The sequence below is a fragment of the Pseudoxanthomonas sp. CCNWLY206-1 genome (genome assembly GCF_039710385.1).
Classification (GTDB): Bacteria; Pseudomonadota; Gammaproteobacteria; order Xanthomonadales; family Xanthomonadaceae; genus Pseudoxanthomonas_A.
Window position 1 is genome coordinate 481,408 of sequence record NZ_JBDKXI010000003.1, and the last position, 21,057, is coordinate 502,464.

19 protein-coding genes and 1 pseudogene are annotated in these 21,057 nt (G+C 61.8%); 12 read left to right on the forward strand and 8 right to left on the reverse strand.

Annotation, left to right across the window (positions count from 1 at the left end; translation table 11 throughout):
* Window positions 1-68 precede the first annotated feature (68 nt).
* The 3 genes from AADW18_RS09885 (at window position 69) to AADW18_RS09895 (ending at window position 2,277) form a co-directional block, all read left to right on the forward strand.
* A complete protein-coding gene (locus AADW18_RS09885; protein ID WP_337343196.1) occupies window positions 69-650 on the forward strand; it encodes a nitroreductase in 582 nt (193 codons plus the stop codon).
* Window positions 643-1,563 (forward strand): 5'-3' exonuclease H3TH domain-containing protein, encoded by a 921-nt coding sequence (locus AADW18_RS09890; protein ID WP_337343197.1) that lies wholly within the window; start codon window positions 643-645, stop codon window positions 1,561-1,563. The genes AADW18_RS09885 and AADW18_RS09890 overlap by 8 nt, the downstream gene beginning before the upstream one ends.
* 144 nt (window positions 1,564-1,707) lie before the next feature.
* Complete coding sequence (locus AADW18_RS09895) at window positions 1,708-2,277, forward strand: NUDIX hydrolase (protein ID WP_337343198.1); 570 nt, start codon at window positions 1,708-1,710, stop codon at window positions 2,275-2,277.
* 627 nt (window positions 2,278-2,904) lie between these two features.
* Here the strand turns inward: AADW18_RS09895 and AADW18_RS09900 are convergent.
* From AADW18_RS09900 to pip, 3 genes and pseudogenes are all read right to left on the reverse strand, one after another.
* On the reverse strand, window positions 2,905-3,801 hold the full coding sequence (locus tag AADW18_RS09900; protein ID WP_337343199.1) for a dienelactone hydrolase family protein: 897 nt from the start codon (window positions 3,799-3,801) through the stop codon (window positions 2,905-2,907).
* 133 nt (window positions 3,802-3,934) lie between these two features.
* Window positions 3,935-4,162: pseudogene (locus tag AADW18_RS09905) on the reverse strand (alkylphosphonate utilization protein); the annotation flags it as partial.
* 76 nt (window positions 4,163-4,238) lie between these two features.
* On the reverse strand, window positions 4,239-5,180 hold the full coding sequence (gene pip / locus AADW18_RS09910; RefSeq protein WP_337343200.1) for a prolyl aminopeptidase: 942 nt from the start codon (window positions 5,178-5,180) through the stop codon (window positions 4,239-4,241).
* 576 nt (window positions 5,181-5,756) lie between these two features.
* On the opposite strand from pip, the gene AADW18_RS09915 reads away from it, so the two are divergent.
* Both AADW18_RS09915 and AADW18_RS09920 read left to right on the forward strand, forming a co-directional pair.
* The gene (locus tag AADW18_RS09915; RefSeq protein WP_337343201.1) at window positions 5,757-7,412 is read left to right on the forward strand and encodes a glycoside hydrolase family 5 protein; all 1,656 of its coding nucleotides are present in this window, start codon (window positions 5,757-5,759) and stop codon (window positions 7,410-7,412) included.
* A 152-nt stretch (window positions 7,413-7,564) separates the two neighbouring features.
* A complete protein-coding gene (locus AADW18_RS09920) occupies window positions 7,565-8,971 on the forward strand; it encodes a GDSL-type esterase/lipase family protein (protein ID WP_337343202.1) in 1,407 nt (468 codons plus the stop codon).
* Window positions 8,972-9,059: 88 nt separating this feature from the next.
* On the opposite strand, the gene prmC is transcribed toward AADW18_RS09920, so the two are convergent.
* Window positions 9,060-9,920: a peptide chain release factor N(5)-glutamine methyltransferase gene (prmC, locus tag AADW18_RS09925; RefSeq protein WP_337343203.1), complete on the reverse strand. Its 861-nt coding sequence runs from the start codon at window positions 9,918-9,920 to the stop codon at window positions 9,060-9,062.
* A gap of 211 nt (window positions 9,921-10,131) precedes the next feature.
* Between prmC and ahpC the strand changes: the two genes are divergently transcribed.
* The 4 genes from ahpC (at window position 10,132) to AADW18_RS09945 (ending at window position 14,866) form a co-directional block, all read left to right on the forward strand.
* Entirely contained in the window at window positions 10,132-10,695 is a 564-nt protein-coding gene (ahpC, locus tag AADW18_RS09930) for an alkyl hydroperoxide reductase subunit C (RefSeq protein WP_337343204.1), read from the forward strand.
* Between the two features lie 257 nt (window positions 10,696-10,952).
* The gene (ahpF, locus tag AADW18_RS09935; protein WP_337343205.1) at window positions 10,953-12,548 is read left to right on the forward strand and encodes an alkyl hydroperoxide reductase subunit F; all 1,596 of its coding nucleotides are present in this window, start codon (window positions 10,953-10,955) and stop codon (window positions 12,546-12,548) included.
* A 228-nt stretch (window positions 12,549-12,776) separates the two neighbouring features.
* On the forward strand, window positions 12,777-13,748 hold the full coding sequence (oxyR, locus tag AADW18_RS09940) for a DNA-binding transcriptional regulator OxyR (RefSeq protein WP_337343206.1): 972 nt from the start codon (window positions 12,777-12,779) through the stop codon (window positions 13,746-13,748).
* A gap of 134 nt (window positions 13,749-13,882) precedes the next feature.
* Complete coding sequence (locus AADW18_RS09945) at window positions 13,883-14,866, forward strand: transaldolase (RefSeq protein ID WP_337343207.1); 984 nt, start codon at window positions 13,883-13,885, stop codon at window positions 14,864-14,866.
* Window positions 14,867-15,008: 142 nt separating this feature from the next.
* Here the strand turns inward: AADW18_RS09945 and msrA are convergent, their stop codons facing one another.
* The 3 genes from msrA to AADW18_RS09960 all read right to left on the reverse strand — a co-directional run bounded on the left by msrA (window position 15,009) and on the right by AADW18_RS09960 (window position 16,892).
* On the reverse strand, window positions 15,009-15,683 hold the full coding sequence (gene msrA, locus AADW18_RS09950; protein ID WP_337343307.1) for a peptide-methionine (S)-S-oxide reductase MsrA: 675 nt from the start codon (window positions 15,681-15,683) through the stop codon (window positions 15,009-15,011).
* A gap of 54 nt (window positions 15,684-15,737) precedes the next feature.
* The gene (locus AADW18_RS09955; RefSeq protein WP_337343208.1) at window positions 15,738-16,001 is read right to left on the reverse strand and encodes a DUF2007 domain-containing protein; all 264 of its coding nucleotides are present in this window, start codon (window positions 15,999-16,001) and stop codon (window positions 15,738-15,740) included.
* Between the two features lie 222 nt (window positions 16,002-16,223).
* Complete coding sequence (locus AADW18_RS09960; protein ID WP_337343209.1) at window positions 16,224-16,892, reverse strand: glutathione S-transferase family protein; 669 nt, start codon at window positions 16,890-16,892, stop codon at window positions 16,224-16,226.
* 98 nt (window positions 16,893-16,990) lie between these two features.
* On the opposite strand from AADW18_RS09960, the gene AADW18_RS09965 reads away from it, so the two are divergent.
* Window positions 16,991-18,739 (forward strand): glutamine--tRNA ligase/YqeY domain fusion protein, encoded by a 1,749-nt coding sequence (locus tag AADW18_RS09965; protein WP_337343210.1) that lies wholly within the window; start codon window positions 16,991-16,993, stop codon window positions 18,737-18,739.
* Window positions 18,740-19,021: 282 nt separating this feature from the next.
* On the opposite strand, the gene AADW18_RS09970 is transcribed toward AADW18_RS09965, so the two are convergent.
* Entirely contained in the window at window positions 19,022-19,267 is a 246-nt protein-coding gene (locus AADW18_RS09970; RefSeq protein WP_337343211.1) for a hypothetical protein, read from the reverse strand.
* On the opposite strand from AADW18_RS09970, the gene AADW18_RS09975 reads away from it, so the two are divergent.
* On the forward strand, window positions 19,259-19,819 hold the full coding sequence (locus tag AADW18_RS09975) for a nucleoside deaminase (RefSeq protein WP_337343212.1): 561 nt from the start codon (window positions 19,259-19,261) through the stop codon (window positions 19,817-19,819). The two genes, AADW18_RS09970 and AADW18_RS09975, sit on opposite strands and share 9 nt — an antisense overlap.
* Window positions 19,820-19,930: 111 nt before the next feature.
* Window positions 19,931-20,974 (forward strand): 23S rRNA (cytidine(2498)-2'-O)-methyltransferase RlmM, encoded by a 1,044-nt coding sequence (rlmM, locus tag AADW18_RS09980; RefSeq protein WP_337343213.1) that lies wholly within the window; start codon window positions 19,931-19,933, stop codon window positions 20,972-20,974.
* Window positions 20,975-21,057 lie beyond the last annotated feature (83 nt).

Genomic DNA, 21,057 nt, shown 5'->3' on the forward strand with positions numbered 1-21,057 from the left:
TGTAGGCAACCGTGACCTGCTCTGCACTTTGACGCCGTGCAACACGATTGACAAGTTAAACTTGGCCGATGGCTGCCCAATCCCCCCTGCAAACCCTCGATGCCCGCCGGTCCGTCCCCTCCAAGCAGCTAGGCGATCCCGGACCGGACCACCCCACTTTGATGCGCATGCTGGAGTCGGCGGTTCGGGTGCCCGACCACGGCAAGCTGGTGCCGTTCCGCTTCATCCGTATCGCAGGCGATGCACGCCTGGCTTTGGGCGAAAAGCTGGTGGAGCGCACGCTACAGCTCGATCCCGAGGCGCCGGAAGCAGTTATCGAAAAAGATCGCCAGCGCTTTTCTTATGCACCGCTCATTATCGCCGTAGTCGCTCGGCTGACGCCCGGCCACAAGGTGCCGGAGCAGGAACAACTACTGAGCGCCGGCAGCGTCTGCTTTGCATTGCTGCAAGCAGCGCAAGCCTGTGGTTTCGGCGCGCAATGGCTGACCGGCTGGATGGCTTACGACGACGCAATCGCGAAAGTCCTGGGACTGGAAGCCGAAGAAAAAATTGTTGGCTTCATCCATATCGGTACGCCCCGCCTGGAGGCGCCGGAGCGCGACCGCCCCGATGCCGCCGCCCTGCTGAGCGACTGGCAACCCCATGACTGAAATCGTAGCGAAACCGGCGCTCTACCTGGTCGACGCCAGCCTTTATATTTTTCGCGCCTGGCACTCGATGCCGGACGAATTCCAGGATGCCAACGGCTGGCCGACCAATGCGGTGCATGGCTTCGCTCGCTTCCTTCTGGATCTGCTCGAGAAAGAACGCCCGCAGCACATCGCGATCGCTTTCGACGAAGCCTTGGACAGCTGCTTCCGCAACCGGATCTACCCGGCCTACAAAGCCAACCGCGACCCCGCTCCAGAAGAACTGCGCCGCCAGTTCACCCACTGCAAAGCGCTATGTTCCGCGCTGGGTCTGAACGTGCTGGCGCATGCTGAATACGAAGCCGATGACCTCATCGGCAGTGCCCTGCATGCCATGCGGCCGCGCGGCTTTCGTGGCGTCATCATTTCCGCCGACAAAGATCTGTCGCAGTTGTTGATGGAAGCGGACGAACAGTGGGATTTCGCGCGCGGCATCCGTTGGGGGATGACCGGCGTCAAGGCACGGCATGGCGTGGAAGCACGGCAGATCGCGGACTATCTGGCGCTCAGCGGCGATGCCGTGGACAACATTCCCGGCGTCACCGGCATCGGCGCAAAATCGGCGGCGGTACTGTTGTCGCATTTCGATACCTTGGATGCATTGCTGGCGCGCATCGACGAAGTTCCGTTCCTGCGGCTGCGAGGCGCGGCGACATTGGCCCTGCGACTGCGCGAACAACGGGAACATGCCTTGCTTTGGCGCCAACTCACGACCATCGCGCTGGACGCGCCGTTCGAGCCGCTGGAACCGGACTTCGTCCGCGTCAGCGCCGATGCCGGATTGCTCACCGCCCTATCGGACGCCCTGCGTTTCGGCCCCATGACCCGCCGCCGCCTGCGTACCGCGGCGGGCCTGGAAGAGGCGTTTGCTTAGGCTTCGGACTTTGGTAGGAGCGCCGTCCCGGCGCGAGCTCTTCCTGCCAGATCACGATAGAAGCGAAGAGCTCGCGCCGGGACGGCGCTCCTACACATATCACGCAACTACAATTCGTAACGCTTACCCGCTAGCATCGGACCCATGAACGACGACTCGCATTCATCGAATAAAAGCGCGCCTCCACGCATTGTCTACGAAGGCAAATACCTGCGCATGGTGGAACGCGGCACCTGGGAATATTCCGAGCGCACTCACGCCAGTGGATTGGCCGCGATCATCATCGCGGTGACGCCGCAGGACAACGTGCTATTCGTGGAACAGTTCCGCGTTCCGCTGCAATCCAAGACCATCGAAATGCCGGCAGGTTTGGTTGGCGACATCGATGCCGAAGAATCCATCGAGCTATCGGCAGTCCGCGAGCTGGAAGAGGAAACCGGCTGGACCGCCGAGCATGCACAGGTGCTCCTGATCGGCCCCACATCGTCAGGCAGCAGCAATGAGAAAGTCGCTTTCGTCCGCGCCACCGGACTGACCAAGGTGGGCGAAGGCGGCGGCGATGGCGACGAAAACATCACCGTCCACGAAGTGCCGCGCACCAGCGCCGCAGCATGGTTGGTAAAGAAGATGGCCGAGGGCTATCAATTGGATGCGAAATTGTGGGCCGGCCTGTGGATGATCGACCACGAGCTGGACGGTACACCGCGTACCTGAGCACTCCGCCGCATCGCGTTGTTTGTTTTCGGCGTGGAGCAAGCTTGCGTCATCGTAGAGCGGAGCTGCGCCCCGCGATAGCAACGGGTCAGTAGCGATGAGGCCGTCGCAACGGCAGGCGATGACGAATAGCCACGTAGGCCACTTCTCGTAGAGCGGAGCTTGCTCCGCTGCTCTTCGTCCCGCCCACGGCAAAAGCAGCGGAGCAAGCTCCGCTCTACGAAATGCCGCTTGATGAAACCGATGTAGAGCCGAGCTGTGCGCCACGTTAGCAACGGGGCAGTAGCAATGAATCCGTCGCAACGGCAGGCGATGACGAATAGCCACGCAAGCCGCTTCTCGTAGAGCCGAGCTCGCTCGGCTGCTCTTCGTCCCACCCACGGCAAAGCAGCGGAGCAAGCTCCGCTCTACGAAATGCCGCTTCATGAAACCTATGTAGAGCCGAGCTGCGCGCCACGTTAGCAACGGGGCAGTAGCGATGAATCCGTCGCAACGGCAGGCGATGACGAATAGCCACGCAGACCGCTTCTCGTAGAGCCGAGCTCGCTCGGCTGCTCTTCGTCCCGCATACGGAAAAAAGCAGCGGAGCAAGCTCCGCTCTACGAGGGGGACTGAACCGCCCTCTGATTACTCAAGACGCTTCTTGAAAAAGGCGATCGTCCGCTCCCATGACAGCTCGGCGGCCGTCTTGTCGTAGCGTGGCGTGGTGTCGTTGTGGAAGCCGTGATTGACGCCGGGGTAGACGTAAGCGGTGTAATCCACGCCGGCTTTTTTCAGCGCTTGCTCGTAGCCTGGCCATCCTTCATTGACCCGTGTATCCAGTTCTGCGAACTGCAACAGCAACGGCGCCTTGATGCGCGCAGCTTCTTCCGCCGTAGGTGGGCCGCCGTAGTACGGCACACCCGCGTCGACCAGATCGGGCAAGCGCGAAGCCAACACACTCGTCAACCAACCGCCGAAGCAGAAGCCGATCACGCCTAACTTGCCATTGCTGTCGGGCAAGTCGTGAACATAACGGGCGGCGGCCACAAAGTCGCGGGCGATTTTCTCTCTATCCAGCGTGGCCTGCAGTTCCCTGCCCTTGTCATCATTGCCCGGATAACCGCCCACCGGATACAGCGCGTCCGGAGCGAAAGCGATGAATCCCTGCGCTGCCAACCGTCTGGCCACATCCTCGATGTAAGGGTTGAGGCCCCGGTTCTCGTGGATAACCAGAACCACCGGACGCTTGCCTTTCGCATCTTTCGGCCGCGCCAACAGTCCGCGGCCTTCGCCGCTCCCCTCCGGCGACGGAAACTTGCGGTATTCGGACACAACACGCGGGTCGTTAGCGGGCACTTGTTCCGCCAGCGCGTATTGCGGGCTGAGTAAATCGAGCAGCGTAACGGCCGTCAACCCACCGACGGCGAACTTGGCGGCCCGGCTTAGAAAGCCGCGACGATCTATTTGGCCGTGGACGTAGTAATCGTAGAGATCCAGCAATTCCTGATCGAACTCGTGCGCCTGCTTGCGTAACTCAGACATGGTCAATCTCCGGCTGGGGTGAACAGTGAACTCGCCCGCTTCGCGGGCTGCAAACAGCAAATAGATCCTCGCACTCTTTACTCTTTACAGGCGGCACAGCCACCGACCTTACCCTTCATGCCTTTACAACAACTCAAGCCTTTTTCAAAAACTCGGTCTTCAGCACCAGCCCCTTGACCTTCTCCGCATTGCATTCGATCTCGCCTTCATCGTCCGTCAGGCGGATATTCTTGACCAAGGTGCCGCGCTTTAGCGTCACCGACGTCCCTTTTACCTTCAGATCCTTGATCAAGGTAACGGAATCGCCATCGTGCAACGGCGTTCCATTGCTGTCCTTGACTACCCGCGTTTCTTCGTCCGACATTTCCTTTCCTCGCAGGATGGGCCGGGCCCACCGCTAATTAAAAATCAAACAAGCCAGTTTTACGGACGTACGCTCAAGCGAACGCGTCCGTCGCGCGAACCAACGCGTCGACGTTCTCAGCCTCGAATGCCGAATGGCCGGACGCCGGGGTGATTTCCAGCTTCGCTTTCGGCCAGGCCTTGTGTAGTTCCCAGGCGTTGGCGACAGGGCAGACCACATCGTAGCGGCCATGCACGATCACGCCAGGAATGTCAGCGATACGACCAGCGTCACGCAGCAACTGATCCTCGACTTCAAAGAAGCCGCCGTTGACGAAATAATGATTCTCGATGCGAGCGAATGCCAGTGCGAACTCCTCGTCTTCGTGGCCGCTGACGAAGTCCTGATCCACATGAAGGAAGCTGGTCGCACCTTCCCACACGCTCCAGGCGCGAGCTGCGGCCAACCGGGTCTTCGCATCGTCCGAGGTCAGGCGACGATGAAAGGCCGAGATCAGGTCGTGGCGTTCCACCGGCGGGATCGCGGCGAGGTAGTGCTCCCAGGCATCGGGGAACAGCCGCGAGGCGCCTTCCTGGTAGAACCATTCCAGTTCCCAACGGCGCAGCATGAAGATGCCCCGCAGCACCAGCTCGGTCACCCGTGTGGGATGGGCCTGCGCGTACGCCAACGCCAGCGTCGATCCCCAACTGCCTCCGAATACCTGCCACCGGGCGATGCCCAATGTTTCCCGCAATTTTTCGATGTCGGCAACCAGATCCCAGGTGGTATTTCCCACCAGGTCGGCATGCGGCCGGGAACGACCGGAGCCGCGCTGATCGAACAGCACGATGCGGTACTTGGATGGGTCATGGAAACGCCGCATCTTGGGACTGCACCCGGCACCCGGGCCACCGTGCAGCAACACCACCGGCTTGCCATTCGGATTGCCACACTGCTCGTAGTAGAGCGTATGCCGATCATCGACCTTGAGCGTTCCGATGTCGAAAGGTTCGAGGTCTGGATAAAGCGTGCGCATAGGTGGTTCCCAATAGGACAGGAACCTAGTTTAGCCGACCTGGTCGCCTGGGTTTCTTTACTTGCCCAAAGCGTTGTCTGGAGCGTCGCCAGGCGACCTGGGTTCCTCCATTTGGATTCCGATGCGATGGAGGCCATGGGATGGTTTCCTGCAGGAGCGACGCGAGTCGCGGTGACGCTTTCATGGGAAGACTTCATCGCGACTCACGTCGCTCCTGCCAATGAGCAGAACGAACGACTGCGTCTATCACGCCTGCGAATAACCGTCATCGCAATTCATCTCAGTTAGGCGGAATAGATTAGTAAAGGATGCAGTACGTAATCACTGATTCTTATACCTTTTTTGACATACAAATATTCCAGTTTGATATTGATGCGACGCGACTTGACAGCGTTGCCAATCGACATCGATTGTGGATCCGCACCACGCAATCGATAGAACCATCGCACACGTTGCAATCACGCTGAATTTATCCCGCGTCGGCCGTCATCTTCATGCCGGCTTCTCCGAAACAACCCCGCTCTGTTCGCCCCGCATTCGCCGCGAGCGAACTCAACTCTTGAAAGGTCCTTCCTGATGAAGTCTTCGCTCGCGGCAGTACTTATTCTCTTCGGCCTCAGCTTCGCCCAGCCCTCTCACGCGCAAAGCTGCGGCAGCGGCGGCGGTACCACCGTTTGCCTGGGCGCAACCGGAGCATCCGAAAACGTCCGGCTCGGCTGGACCGTCAACGGTCCGGCGACCGGACTGCAGGTCTACCGCAACACCAGCAGCAATCCGAGCGGCCGCACCAGACTCGCCACCCTCGATGCGGCAGCGCGCAGCTACACCGACACCACCGCGGTTGCCGGCACGCAGTATTGGTACTGGGTCAAATTCACCGCCACCGGCAGCAGCTACGATTCGGCAGCGGCGTCGGCTGTTCGCAATACGTCTTGCAACGCCACTACGGTGACACCTTACGTCAAACTCAACGGCGCGTGGTCGTCGGTTTCGACAGTGAGCGTGGCAGCCGGCACGCCACTGGTGCTCGGTCCGCAACCGGTGTCCAGTGGCTCATGGTCCTGGAGCGGTTGCGGAAGGTCTGGCACATCGCGAGAGCAAACCTTCACGGCGTCCGCCAGTTGCACGGCGGCAGCCACCTACACCAACGCCTGCGGCACACGGACCACGCAGCTGTTCGGGGTCACGGTACCTGGCATGCGCAACCAGACCAGTCTTCAGATCTCCAAGTTGATGTCGCCCGGCTGGAACGTAGGCAATTCGCTGGAAGCCATTGGCGGCGAAACCAACTGGGGCAACCCGTTGGTGAACCAGGCACTGATGAATGCGGTCAAGGCTGCCGGCTTCAAGACCGTGCGCATCCCGGTGTCGTGGAAGCAATACTCCGACGCCAATGACAATATCGGCGCCAGCTGGATGGCGCGTGTAACCGAAGTGGTGAACTACGCACGCAATGCGGGCCTGTACGTGATGATCAACGTCCATTGGGACGGCGGCTGGATGCAGCCAACCTATGCCCAGCAGGCGACCGTCAACGCGCGCCTGACTAAGTTCTGGACGCAGATCGGTAACAACTTCAAGAACTACGACGACACGCTGATGTTCGCCGGCACCAACGAAGTCATGGTCGATGGCGACTACGGCACGCCGACGACCGAGTACTACACGGTGCAGAACAGCTTCAACCAGACATTCGTAAACGCGGTGCGTGCTACCGGCGGCAATAACGCCAGCCGTCATCTGATCGTGCAGGGCTTCAACACCAACGTCGACCACGCCTACAACTTCGCCACCATTCCCAGCGACAGCGCACCCAACCGTCTGATGATGGAGATCCATTACTACGATCCGTACAACTTCGCGCTCAACGATGCCAGCACCATCTGGCAATGGGGCGCGACCGCGACCAATCCCGCAGCGACCGAAACCTGGGCCAACGAGGCGTACGTGGATGCTCAGTTCCAGAAGATGAAGACGCGTTTCGTCGACCAGGGAGTACCGGTGATCATGGGCGAATACGGCGCCATCCTGCGCACCGAGTACGACCCGGCGCAAACCTATCGCACCCAGTGGAATCGGTACGTCACACGCGCGGCGTTCCAGCGCGGCATCGTGCCGGTCTACTGGGATAACGGCTACACGAGCAACCACCAGTTCGGCCTGTTCGACCGAGCGACCGGTCAGCCGGTCCACACCGGTTTGATCAACGCCATCGTCGGCGAAGCGAGATGATGACGCACTGCTGACCGAGACGCCGGTTTCTCCGGCCGGCCGATGTCTTCCATCGGCGCATGAGCGCGGCGGCGTTCGCCGCCGCGTTCGCGCCACCGACCTGAACTTTTGGGACATGGAACGGGACGACGTCGATCCGTGTCCCGCTGCGCATGCTCTATTGGCTCGCCTCTTTCGACATACTTGCCATCACCATGAGATACACCCTCCACACCCGAATCCGTGCGGCCGCCAAGCGGTTGCTCGCCGTTTCGCTCGCCATCTGCGCCACTGGCATTCCAGCGGCTGCCGCCGGCGGCCTGGTTATTCTTCCCGCGCCCGCTGACGCGTGGCGCATTACTGTCGGCCATTGGGAGAACCGGGCCGAACTGAGCGGCACCAGCGTGGTCGCGCCACGACCCACCGCCGAGTACGCGCGAGACAGTCATGCCGGCGCCAGCGCCGAAGGCCGTGACGGCCGCCGCGAAACGCTGCGGTTCGACTGGAAGGATCTCTGGCTTGCCACGCTGCGCATTGAGAGTCCACGGCCACTGGACTTGCGCCCCTATCTCGGGGGCACGCTCGAGCTGGACCTGGATGTCGCCGACATGGCTCAGGGCGCCGTCAAGGTCAAGCTCGACTGCGGTGAAGGCTGCGAGCGCAGCGTGAGCCTGATGGATCAGGCGCGCGTCCACGCCGGCAAGGGCCCGCAGCACGTGTCATTGGCGATGACCTGCTTCATGCGCGAAGGCGCCGACTTCTCGAAGGTGAAACTGCCGTTCCAGCTCGAGGGCAACGGCCGCGGCCGCGTCAGCGTCGCCAACGTGCGTTTCGTGGGCGACGGCAAACCGAACACGAACTGCCCCGACTACCGCACCGAATCAGTGACGCCATCGACGTTGAACGAATCGTGGTCGGTCGACTGGTGGCTGCCGCGTCATGAGGAGAAGCTGGCGGAGGCGCGCAAGCTCATAGCGACTGGCCGCGCCCCTGAAGTGGTCTTCATCGGTGATTCCATCACCCAGGGCTGGGAAAAAGAGGGCCGCGAAATCTGGCAACGGCACTATGCCCGCTACCACGCGCTGAATCTTGGCTTCAGCGGCGACCGCACGGAAAACGTGCTGTGGCGTCTACAGCACGGCGAACTAGACGGCCTCGCGCCCAAGGTGACGGTGCTGATGATCGGCACCAACAACACCGGCCACCGTGCCGAGAACCCGGAGACCACGGCTGCTGGCGTCAAACGTCTCATCGACGAGATCCGCCTGCGCCTACCGGGCACAAAAGTGCTGCTGCTTGCCATTTTTCCGCGCGGTGAGAAACCCAAGGATTCCCTGCGCGACATCAATGAGCGTGTGAACCGGCTCATAGCGCGCGACGCCGACGGACGCCACGTGTACTTCCTGAATATTAACGCCGCGCTGACCGCCGCCGACGGCACGCTGTCGAAGGACGTCATGCCCGATCTTCTGCACCCGAACGCTACGGGTTACGCGATCTGGCAGCGCGAGATGCAGCCCTCGCTACAGCAACTGCTTGAGGGATCGCCGGACGGGGACGATCCCCAGGCGGTCGACTGAGAAACCTGAGAACGGAGAGCTCGCGCCGAGACGGCGTTCCTACGACGGCGGATGTGGGGCCGCCTATGCGAAAAAGAACTTCATCCCGTTATCCCGAGATGCGGCCCAGCGTCACCCGATCTCGCTCTTCCAGATCCTTCGCGGTGGAAACCTCAGCGAATCCGGCTTGCGTCAACAACGCTCGTATGGATTCACCTTGTTCCCACCCGTGTTCCAACAACAACCAGCCCCCAGCAACCAGGTGACCCGGCGCCCGGGCTGTGATCTCGCGGATGGCGTCCAGGCCGTCAACGCCCGAAGCCAGCGCGCCGGCGGGTTCGAATCGCAGATCACCCTGCCGCAGGTGCGGGTCGCCTGCCGCGATATAGGGCGGATTGCTGACAACGATCTGGAACCGCTCTCCGGCCAGCGGCGCGAACCAACTACCGTGGCGGAATTCGACGTTGTGGACGTTGTTGGCACGCGCGTTCTCATGCGCGACGGTCAGGGCGGCGGCGCTGACGTCCGTACCGATAACCGGCGTGTTTGGTCGCTCACAGGCGATCGCCAGCGCTATGGCACCGCTGCCGGTGCCCAGATCAGCCACTGCATGAAGCGCGTTCTCTGGCAGCCGCTCCAGTGCCAGCTCCACCAGCAACTCGGTCTCGGGCCGCGGGATCAATGTATCCGGCGTGACTTTCAGTTCCAGCGTCCAAAAATTGCGTTTGCCGGTGAGATAGGCGACCGGCTCGCCGCCGATACGCCGCCGCAGCAATGCGCTGAATTCCGTCTGCACACCGGCAGGAACAAGGTCCGTCGCATGTGCAAACAACCATGCGCGGTCCTGCTGCAACACATGCATCAGCAGGTGTTCGACTTCGTAGCGGCTTTCGGGTAACGGCAGCTGCGCGGCTGCGTCACGCAGCAGGGCATCCAGCCGCATCGGGGCATCGGTTTCCATGGAGCGCATGGTAGCGGTTGAGAGCGACTGGCTCTGCCCTCACGTTTTCAAGAGGCGGCCTGCACTAGGGTCGCTCGGCTTCCGAGCAGTCTGGCTAAGACAATCACATCAATAGATAAAAGCTATCTGAATAATTTTGTTAATTGATTTAATATATCAATGAAGCCTACCTAAGATGGCCCCCTGTCACATCCCACCCCGCTCCCAAAGAGGATTACTGATGTCCCTGATCAATACGCAAGTCAAACCCTTCAAAGCGACCGCATACCACAACGGCGAATTCATCGAAGTGACCGACGCCAGCTTCAAGGGCAAGTGGTCGGTGGTGGTGTTCTACCCGGCCGACTTCACCTTTGTGTGCCCGACCGAACTGGAAGATCTCGCTGACAACTACGCCGAGTTCCAACGGCTTGGCGTTGAAGTCTATGGCGTGTCCACCGACACTCATTTCGCCCACAAGGCGTGGCACGACACCTCGGAAGCCATCAAGAAGGTGCAGTACCCGCTGATCGGCGACCCCACCGGCACCCTGACCCGCAACTTCGAAGTGATGATCGAGGAAGAAGGCTTGGCGCTGCGCGGCACCTTCGTGATCAACCCGGAAGGCCAGATCAAGTTGTACGAGATCCACGACAACGGCATCGGCCGCGACGCCAGCGAACTGCTGCGCAAAGTCCGGGCGGCTCTGTACGTTGCTTCGCATCCGGGTGAAGTGTGCCCGGCCAAGTGGAAGGAAGGCGCTGAAACGCTGAAGCCCTCGCTGGATCTGGTCGGCAAGATCTGATTCGCGTGGTTTCGCTGGTGCGGGTATCTCGCACCAGCGAATCGCTTTGTAAGCACGCTTTAGCAACATGCTTCGGTATCCGGGCTACGGCCCGGGTACCAATACCCTCCAGACAGATGTTCTCTGGATGCTTGCAGCAGCGGCTTGCGCCGCCACCGGACTCCCCAACCGGCCCCCCCTCTCCCCGCCGGTGGTTCAAGCCGCTTCTGCAAGCGTCTTCGCAACACTCTTCTTCTCTCGCTTTATGGAGCTGCCACATGTTGGACGCCAACCTGCAAACCCAATTGAAGGCTTACCTGGAAAAACTCACGCAGCCGATCGAACTGGTTGCCTCGCTGGACGATGGCGACAAGTCGCGTGAGCTGGAAGCCCTGCTGCAAGAAATCGCTTCGCTGTCGGACAAGATCGCCTACGCACGGCGCGACGACGATGCGCGTAGACCTTCGTTCGCGATCAACCGCGTCGGCACCGATATCGGTGTGCGCTTCGCCGCTATTCCGCTCGGCCACGAATTCACCTCGCTGGTGCTGGCGCTGCTGCAGGTCGGCGGTCATCCGCCCAAGATCTCGGACGACCTGATCGCTCAGGTGCGCGATCTGGACTTGTCTGCCAAAGACGGCAAGCTTCGCTTCGAGACCTTCATGTCGCTGTCGTGCCAGAGCTGCCCGGACACGGTGCAGGCACTGAATCTGATGAGCGTGCTGAACCCGAGTATCCAGCACGTGGCGATTGATGGCGCGCTATACCAGCAAGAAGTCGAAGCGCGCGAAATAATGTCGGTGCCGACGATATTCCTCAACGGCCAGCCATTCGACCAGGGCCGTATGACCATCGAACAGATTCTGGCCAAGCTGGATACGGGCGCGGCTGGCCGTGCCGTCGAGCAGATCAAGGCCAAGGCGCCGTTCGACGTGCTGGTGGTGGGTGGTGGTCCGGCTGGCGCTGCCGCTGCGATCTATGCGGCACGCAAAGGCATCCGCACCGGCATTGCAGCCGAACGCTTCGGTGGACAAGTGCTGGACACGATGGCGATCGAGAACTTCATTTCGGTGTCATATACCGAAGGCCCCAAGCTCGCCGCCGCGTTGGAGCAGCACGTCAATGAGTACGACGTCGACGTAATGAACCTGCAGCTGGCCCAGAAGCTGGTGCCCGGCAAGGACTTGATAGAAGTGCAGCTGGCCAATGGCGCCGCGCTGCAAGCCAAGACAGTGGTCTTGTCCACCGGCGCGCGCTGGAGGCAGATGAATGTGCCTGGCGAAAACGAATACCGAAACAAAGGCGTTGCCTACTGCCCTCATTGCGACGGCCCGTTGTTCAAGGGCAAGCGCGTAGCGGTGATCGGTGGCGGCAACTCCGGCGTGGAAGCGGCCATCGACTTGGCCGGTATCGTCAGCCATGTCACCTTGATCGAATTCGACACCCAACTGCGCGCCGATGCGGTGCTGCAGCGCAAGCTGCACAGCATGCCCAACGTACGCGTCATTACCAACGCGCAAACCACGGAAGTATTGGGCGACGGAAGCAAGGTCACCGGCCTGGTCTACAAGGACCGCGCGGGCGGCGATTCGCATCGTCTGGAGCTGGAAGGCATCTTCGTGCAGATCGGCTTGCTGCCGAACACCGAATGGCTGAAGGGCACGGTAGCGCTGTCGCCGCGCGGCGAGATCATCGTTGACGACCGCGGCCAGACCTCAGTGCCGGGCGTGTTCGCCGCCGGCGACGCCACCACGGTGCCGTACAAGCAGATCGTGATAGCGATGGGCGAAGGCTCCAAGGCGGCGCTCAGCGCGTTCGATCACCTAATCCGGACCTCGGCTCCCGCCGAAGCCCCGGATGCGGTGGCGGCCTGAAGACTAGGTAGGGAAGTCGCCCGCTACGCGGGCCGTGAAGGGCAAAGTCGGCGGTGACGCCGCCTGCCAAGGGGAACGGCGGACAATCGTTTGCCGTTTACCCTTTGCAGCGCCAAAGGCGCGACTTCACCCTTCACCGCCGCGCAGCGACGACTTCACTCCCCACAGCCAGCGCAGCGGGTAATTTTCCCGCTAAAGTGGCTGCCATCGGCTCAGGAGCGGCCCGCCATGAATCTTCGCGATCTCAAGTACTTGGTGGCGCTGGCTGACCACAAGCATTTCGGCCATGCCGCCGCTGCCTGCTTCGTCAGCCAACCTACACTGTCCACCCAGATCAAGAAGCTCGAGGACGAATTGGGCGTCTCGCTGGTGGAGCGCGCGCCGCGCAAGGTGATGCTGACGCCGGCTGGCCGCGATGCCGCGGAGCGCGCCCGGCGCATCGTGGCGGAAGTGGAACAAATGAAGGAAGCCGCCCGACGCAGCCAGGACCCGGAAGCGGGCACGGTGCGCTTGGGCATTTTCCCCACCCTGGGACCGTATCTGCTGCCGCATATCGTGCCGAGCATCCGCGCACGTTTCCCGCACCTGGAGCTGCTGCTGGTCGAAGAAAAGAGCGACCTGCTGCTGTCCTACCTGCGTGAAGGCAAATTGGATGCTGGGTTGCTGGCGTTGCCGGTGCAGGATGAACAACTGCATACGGAGTTCCTGTTCGAAGAACCCTTCGTATTGGCGGTGCCGGAATCCCATCCGCTGGCCCAACGCGAATCGCTGAGCCTGCGCGAGCTGTCCGAGCAAAAATTGTTGCTGCTGGAGGATGGCCACTGCCTGCGCGAACAGGCGCTGGATGTCTGCCGTATCTCCGGTGCCAACGAACGTTCCGAATTCCGTGCGACCAGCCTGGAAACGCTGCGGCAGATGGTGGCGGCCAACGTAGGCATCACGCTACTGCCTACGCTGGCGGTAAAGCCGCCCGTGGCGCGTTCGGAAAATATCCACCTGCTGGGCTTCAGCGACTCACACCCCAGTCGCCAGATCGCCATGGTCTGGCGCAAGAGTTCGGCCATGAGCGATTTTTTGACCGAACTGGCCAAAATCATCCGCGCCCTGCCCGCCGATCTGCTGTCAGTCGACACCAGTTCGAGAACCTCCGCCGGGAAGACCGGCTCCGCCGTGATCCGTCCAAAGCCGAAGGCCGCCTAGCAAATCGTCAGGCGGCAGGACCCGCATATTGAGATACCGAACCCGATATCTCTCCCGCGCTTCTGGAAGCTGAAGCGCCAGCCATTCCCGGGCATACTTGCGGGCCCCTTCCCGATTCCCCACGAAGAGAACCGATGAATACCGCTGCGACGCCTTCCAAATTGGACCAGTTACGCGAACTTTCCGTGGTAGTCGCCGACACCGGCGATTACGAAGCAATCCAGCGGCTCAAACCGGTCGATTGCACCACCAATCCCACGCTGGTCCGCAAGGCGCTGGTGCTGCCCGTCTATACCGACCTCATCGAACGCGAACTCGCTTGGGCGCGCCAGCAGGGCCCAGCCACCGAAGCGCTGATCGATGAAGTGGCCGACCGTTTGACCGTAGGCGTGGGCGCGCGTTTGAGCGCATTGATTCCCGGCCGCGTCTCCACCGAGGTGGATGCCGATCTGGCGCACGACACTGCCGCGACCGTGAAAAAAGCGCACAAGTTCATTGCGATGTACGCCGGCCTGGGCATCGCGCGCGAGCGCGTGCTGATCAAGGTCGCTTCCACCTGGGAAGGCGTGGAAGCCGCGCGCCAGCTACAGGCCGAAGGCATCGACTGCAACTTGACGCTGATCTTCAACAAGACCCAGGCACTGGCTTGCTCCGAAGCCGGCGCTTTCCTGATCTCGCCGTTCGTGGGCCGCATCCTTGACTGGTATGTTGCCCACGGGCAGACGCCGGCCAGCATCGATGAAGATCCGGGGGTGATGTTCGTGCGCGGGGTATACGACGAGTTCAAGCGCCGCGGTTCCTCCACGGTGGTGATGGGCGCCTCCTTTCGCTCTACTGCGCAGATCGAAGCGCTGGCCGGCTGCGACCGCCTGACCATTGCACCCGACCTGCTGGAAAAACTGAGCCAGGATCATGGCCCACTGCCACGCAAACTCGTCGCCCGCGAGGTAGAGCCGGTAACCGCATCGCCGGTGACCGCCGAGAGCTTCGCGCAAGCGCTGGAAGAGGATGCGATGGCCAAGGAAAAACTTGCCAGCGGCATCGACGCCTTCGCCCAGGATCTGGTGGGCCTGCGCAAGAGCATTGCCGATCGCTTGGCGGAAACTGTCAACGCCTAGGCGGCGCACGTTCTGCAAAACGCTTTGGACGCGGATAGAACTGATAAATACGGATAAAGCTCAACGCTTTATCCGTAGTAATCCGCGTTGATCCGCGTCTAAGCTTTTTGTTTGGTTCCGATCGCGACAGGCCCGTGCCGGATCAGGCCTCCAGGCCGATCGCGCAACTCACACCGGTACCACCGATGCCGCAGTAACCGCCGGGATTCTTTGCCAGGTATTGCTGGTGATAGTCCTCGGCGTAGTAGAACGCTGGCGCGGGGTACACGATCTCGGTGGTGATGTCGCCGTAGCCGGCTGCGCGCAGGCGCTGTTGATACGCATCGCGGCTAGTGACGGCGGCATCGTATTGCGCTTGGGTGTCGCAATAGATAGCCGAACGATACTGTGTGCCGGTGTCGTTTCCCTGACGCATGCCCTGGGTGGGGTCGTGACTCTCCCAGAACACTTGCAGCAACGCTTCGAGCGAGGTTTGCGCCGGGTCGTAGACCACCAGCACCATCTCGGTATGGCCGGTCATGCCGGAACAGACTTCCTCATAGGTCGGGTTCGGCGTGCTGCCGCCGGCGTAGCCCACGGCGGTGGTAAAAACGCCCGGCAAGCTCCAGAACTTGCGCTCCGCGCCCCAGAAGCATCCCATGCCGAACTGCACCTTCTGCAAACCGGTGAAGCTCGCGCCGGCCTCCGATCCGGCCCCGCCGCGCAGCGGACGGCCATGAACAAAGTGGGCATTTTGCAGCGGCAGCGCCTCGGCACGACCGGGCAGGGCCTCTTCCGGACGTGGCAAACGTTGTTTGTAAGCACCGATACCCAGCATGGTCGACCTCGTCATTTGTATTTGGAGGATGCGACGGACTAACCGCCGCATCGCTCAGGCTGGCAGGATGCCTAGCCCGTCGCTGTCGGATATGGGGTCTTCCGGGGGCGATTCCAGCCCTAGCGCAAGGATCACCTCGCGTGCCTCGGGCAATGCCGTATCGGGCACACAGACCCGTAGCACGCCGAACAGTGGCAGCTCGCCCATGCCGCCTATCAGCGATTCGCCGAACACGAACGCCGGCAACCCGGCATCTTCCAGCGCGTGTTTCACCAGGTGGGCGTCGAACAGGTTGTCGGCGAGATAGGCGATGCGCATTGACGTTTCCTGAAGGTGTTGCGGTAAACGGTAGGCTCTTGCTTTTGCCCCCTTTGCAAAAGGGGGCTACGGGGGATTTGCTCTTGCTTCTTTAGAAGAGCAAAAGCAAATCCCCCTCAAACGCTTTTCAACCGCCGAATGGCGGGTCATCCCCCTTTAAAAAGGGGGAGGTAAAAACAAGAGCCCTGCCGCTCACGCTCAGCGGCTCCCGGCCCCAGTTTCTCAAACAGGTTTACGGAACGCCTCCGTCCCAGGCACCAATTCAGTTTCGGCGTCCGCTGCCTCGCGCCACTCCCGCATGGCCGGCAGCGCGAACAGCGCCTGCATGTAGCGCATTGCGATTTCATCCACAGGTACGCCGTAACCGTCGAAGCGGATCGCCACCGGTGCGAACATGGCATCGGCAATGCTGAATTCGCCGAACAGGAAGTCGCCCGCTTCGCCGTAGCGCTGCCGCAACTCGCGCCACAGTGCCTGCACTCGATCGATGTCGCGTTGTGCGGCTTCGTCCCAGCGGTATGTGTCCGGACGACGGCGGCTGTTCATCGGTAGCTGCGAACGCAACGCGACAAACCCCGAGTGCATTTCCGCGGCCGCGGTCCGCGCCATGGCCCGCGCTTGCATGTCCTTCGGCCAGCCGCGTCCATCCAGCCAGCGCTCATTGACGTATTCGCAGATCGCCAGCGAATCCCAGATGGACAGGCCGCCGTCCTGCAGCGCCGGTACTTTGCCCGACGGCGAATACCGGCCGATCTCCGCGAAGAACTCCGGAGTGTCCAGCAACAGGCGGATTTCACTGAATTCCACGCCGAAATGCCGCAGCAGCAGCCACGGCCGCAGCGACCAGGAAGAGTAGTTCTTGTTGCCGATGACCAGGACGGGGAGGCTCATTCAGGGAGGCGCCGCACAAAAGGGGCGCTCAGGATAGACCAGAGCCAGCGCCAGCTCAGCTAAACTTGCGGTTTGCCCCCGCGCAGTTGCCCGAACGCATGTCCGATACCTCTCATCCCGCCGCCATCGACGAAACTCCGGAAAAAAGGGACTTCATTCGCCAGATCGTCCGCGACGACCTGTCCAACGGCAAGCACCACGCCGTCAAGACCCGTTTCCCGCCAGAGCCCAACGGCTATCTGCATATTGGCCACGCCAAGTCGATCTGCCTGAACTTCGGCATCGCCGGCGAGTTCGGCGGCGTCTGCAACCTGCGTTTCGACGACACCAATCCCGCCAAGGAAGACCCCGAATACGTCGCGGCCATCCAGGACGACGTGCGCTGGCTGGGCTTCGAATGGCACTCGCTCCGCCATGCGTCGGATTATTTCGAGGTGTATTACCTGGCTGCGGAAAAACTGATCCGCGATGGCAAGGCCTTCGTCTGCGACCTGAGTGCCGAGCAGGTGCGCGAATACCGCGGCACCCTGACCGAGCCCGGCCGCAATTCGCCTTACCGCGACCGCAGCGTGGAAGAAAACCTGGACCTGTTCCGCCGCATGCGTGCGGGCGAATTCCCCGATGGCGCACGCACGTTGCGCGCCAAGATCGACATGGCCAGCGGCAACATCAACCTGCGCGATCCGGCGTTGTACCGCATCAAGCACGTCGAACACCAGAACACCGGCAATGCCTGGCCGATCTATCCGATGTACGACTTCGCACATGCGTTGGGCGATGCGGTCGAAGGCATCACCCATTCTCTCTGCACGTTGGAATTCGAAGACCACCGCCCGCTGTACGACTGGTGCGTTGACAACGTGGACCTGACCGGCGACTCGGAGCTAGTACGGCCGCTGCTGGAAAAAGGCCTGCCGAAGGAAGCCGCCAAGCCTCGCCAGATCGAATTCTCGCGACTGAACATCAACTTCACGGTGATGAGCAAGCGCAAGCTGATGGCGCTGGTCAACGATGGCCTGGTCGACGGCTGGGACGACCCGCGCATGCCGACCTTGCAGGGTTTGCGCCGCCGTGGCTATACGCCGTCGGCGATGCGCCTGTTCGTCGACCGCGTGGGCATCAGCAAGCAGAATTCGCTGATCGATTTCAGCGTGCTGGAGGGCGCCTTGCGTGAAGACCTGGACGCCGCCGCGCCACGCCGCATGGCCGTGGTCGATCCGCTGAAACTGGTGCTCGCCAATCTGCAGGAAGGCCACGAAGAAACCCTGACGTTCTCCAATCATCCCAAGGACGAAACCTTTGGCAAACGCGACATCCCTTTTTCGCGCGAGCTGTGGATCGAGCGCGAGGATTTCGAGGAGGTGCCACCCAAGGGTTTCAAGCGCCTGATTCCTGGTGGCGAAGTGCGTCTGCGCGGCGCCGGCATCGTGCGTTGCGATGAAGTGATCAAGAACGACGCCGGCCAGATCGTCGAACTGCGCGGCTGGCTGGACCCTGAGTCACGTCCCGGCATGGCCGGCGCCGAACGCAAGATCAAGGGCACCATCCACTGGGTCAGCGCTTCGCATGCCGTGCCTGCGGAAATCCGCCTGTACGACCGCCTGTTCACCGTGGCCGATCCGGACGACGAATCCGAAGGCAAGACTTACCACGATTACCTGAATCCTGAATCCCGCAAGACCGTGCAGGGTTACGTGGAGCCCGCTGCCGCCGCGGCTACGCCGGAGCAGTCGTTCCAGTTCGAACGGATCGGTTATTTCGTTGCAGACCGCCACGATCACCACGGCGATCGCCCGGTGTTCAACCGCAGCGTGACCTTGCGCGATACCTGGTCAACGAAGGCCTGAACTGACGGGTTCCAAACCGACATGCGGCGCTATTCGCGTAGCGCCGTGCGTCTTCGGCGCGTCCTGAGTAAGCTGCCCCACATCCCACATCGAAAGGAAGCCCGCCATGCGCCGCTTAGCGTTGATCCTCAGTTTGGCCACGTGGATGCTGGCTGCCTGCGCCGCACCTGCTTCGGTGTCCCCCGCCACGGATTCCGGTGCCGCAGAAACTGGGTCCAAGCCGGCGCCGCCAACCAGCACGCCTCATCCGCCACGTCAGGTTTCACAACCCGTCACGGTCGACTACAGCTGCCGCAGCAACAACGACTGCGCGGTGAAGGACGTCGGCAACTGCTGCGGCACGATGCCCGCTTGCGTCAACAAGGACAGCCCCACCGATCCCCAGGCAGTCCGTGCGCAATGCGCCGCCAGCGGCCAGATGGGTATATGCGGGTTCCAGGAAATTTCATCCTGCCAGTGCGTGAGCGGCCGCTGCGAATCCGAGCAATCCGGCAGCACCCGTCCGGTCCAGGTGAACTGATGCTGCATGCGCAAGTCCATCTGACGCTGCCCGCGTGGACGCATGACGCCATCGATCTTTCGCGCGCTTACTCCAGCGACGAAGACAAGGTGGCCCTGGCGATCGAACTTTCCCGCCGCAACGTGGAAGCCGCGAGCGGCGGACCGTTCGGCGCGGTGGTTTTCGCGCCCGATCATCGGGTGATCTCGATTGGCGTCAACCGCGTGATGCCACACACCTGCTCGCTGGCGCATGCTGAAAATATGGCCTATATGCTGGCGCAACAGCGCCTGCAGACGCCGCGCCTGAATGAGCGCATCGCGCCTATCACGCTGGCGACCTCCTCCCAGCCGTGCTGCCAGTGCTATGGCGCCACGGTGTGGGCGGGCATCGACCGCCTGCTCATCGGCGCGCGTGCGGAAGACGTGATGACGCTGACCGAGTTCGACGAAGGCCCACTACCGGCCGATTGGATAGGCGAATTGAACAAGCGCGGTATCGAAGTGATCCGCGATCTGTGTCGCGATGAAGCGCGCGCCGTGCTGCGTGCCTATGGCGAGATGGGCGGTGATCGTTATTGACGCACTTCAGCCTTGTGGGAGCGCCGTCTCGGCGCGAGCTTTTTGTTCTATCGCGATCTGGCGGAAGAGCTCGCGGCGGGACGCCGCTGCTACCGGCGATAGGCGGGCGCCATGACCGGCCTGCTCTGCTATTGCCGCCAGGGCTTCGAACCCGAACTGGCCGCCGAGCTGACCGAGCGTGCCGCGTTGGCCGGTATCCCAGGTTATGCCAAGGCCGGCCGCAATGACGGCTATGCCGTACTGATTGGCGACGACGGCGAAGCGCTGCAACGCGCCCTGCCCTGGCGCGATCTGATCTTCGCCCGGCAGAGCTTGCGCCTGATCGCGGAACTGCGGGGATTGGATCCCAAGGACCGCATCACGCCGATGCTGGAGGCGCTGGGCGGTGGCGGCAGATTTGGTGACTTATGGGTGGAACACCCGGATTCGGATGTCGCCAAGCCCTTGGCGGGTTTGGCACGCAGCTTCGGTAACGCACTACGGCCTGCCCTGCGCAAACGTGGTCTGCTGACCGATAAGGAAAACCTGCGCCTGCCCCGGCTGCATGTGGTGTTCGTCGATGGCGACCACGCCTTTCTCGCCAGCAGCATCCCCAGCGACAGCGCGCCTTGGCCGCTTGGCATTCCGCGGCTCAAGCTGTTGCCGGACGCACCTTCGCGCTCGGCACTGAAGCTGGAGGAAGCACTGCTGAGCCTATTGGATTCGGACGAGCGCAGTACGTTGCTGAAGCCAGGCATGACCGCTGCAGACCTGGGCGCCGCGCCCGGCGGATGGACCTGGGTGCTGACGCGCCATCACCTGCGCGTCACGTCGGTAGACAACGGGCCTCTGCGCCAGCATGTGATGGACACCGGTCTGGTCGAACACCTGCGTGCGGATGGTTTTCATTGGAAGCCGGCGCAGAGACTGGACTGGATGGTCTGCGACATGGTGGAGCAACCGCGCCGTGTCGCCGAGCGCATGGCCGCTTGGTTCCGCGAAGGCTGGTGCCGGCATGCCATCTTCAATCTCAAGCTGCCGATGAAGAAGCGCTGGGACGAAACGCGGCTGTGTTTGGACTTGCTCGAAGAGCAAGCCGGCAAGCCATTGGTCGTGCGCGCCAAACAGCTGTATCACGATCGCGAAGAGATCACCGTATTCGCCACCTCGCGATGATCGATGCTCTTATCGCTTTTGTAGGAGCGCCGTCCTCGGCGCGAGCTCTCCGCTTCCACCGCGATCTGACGGGAAGAGCTCGC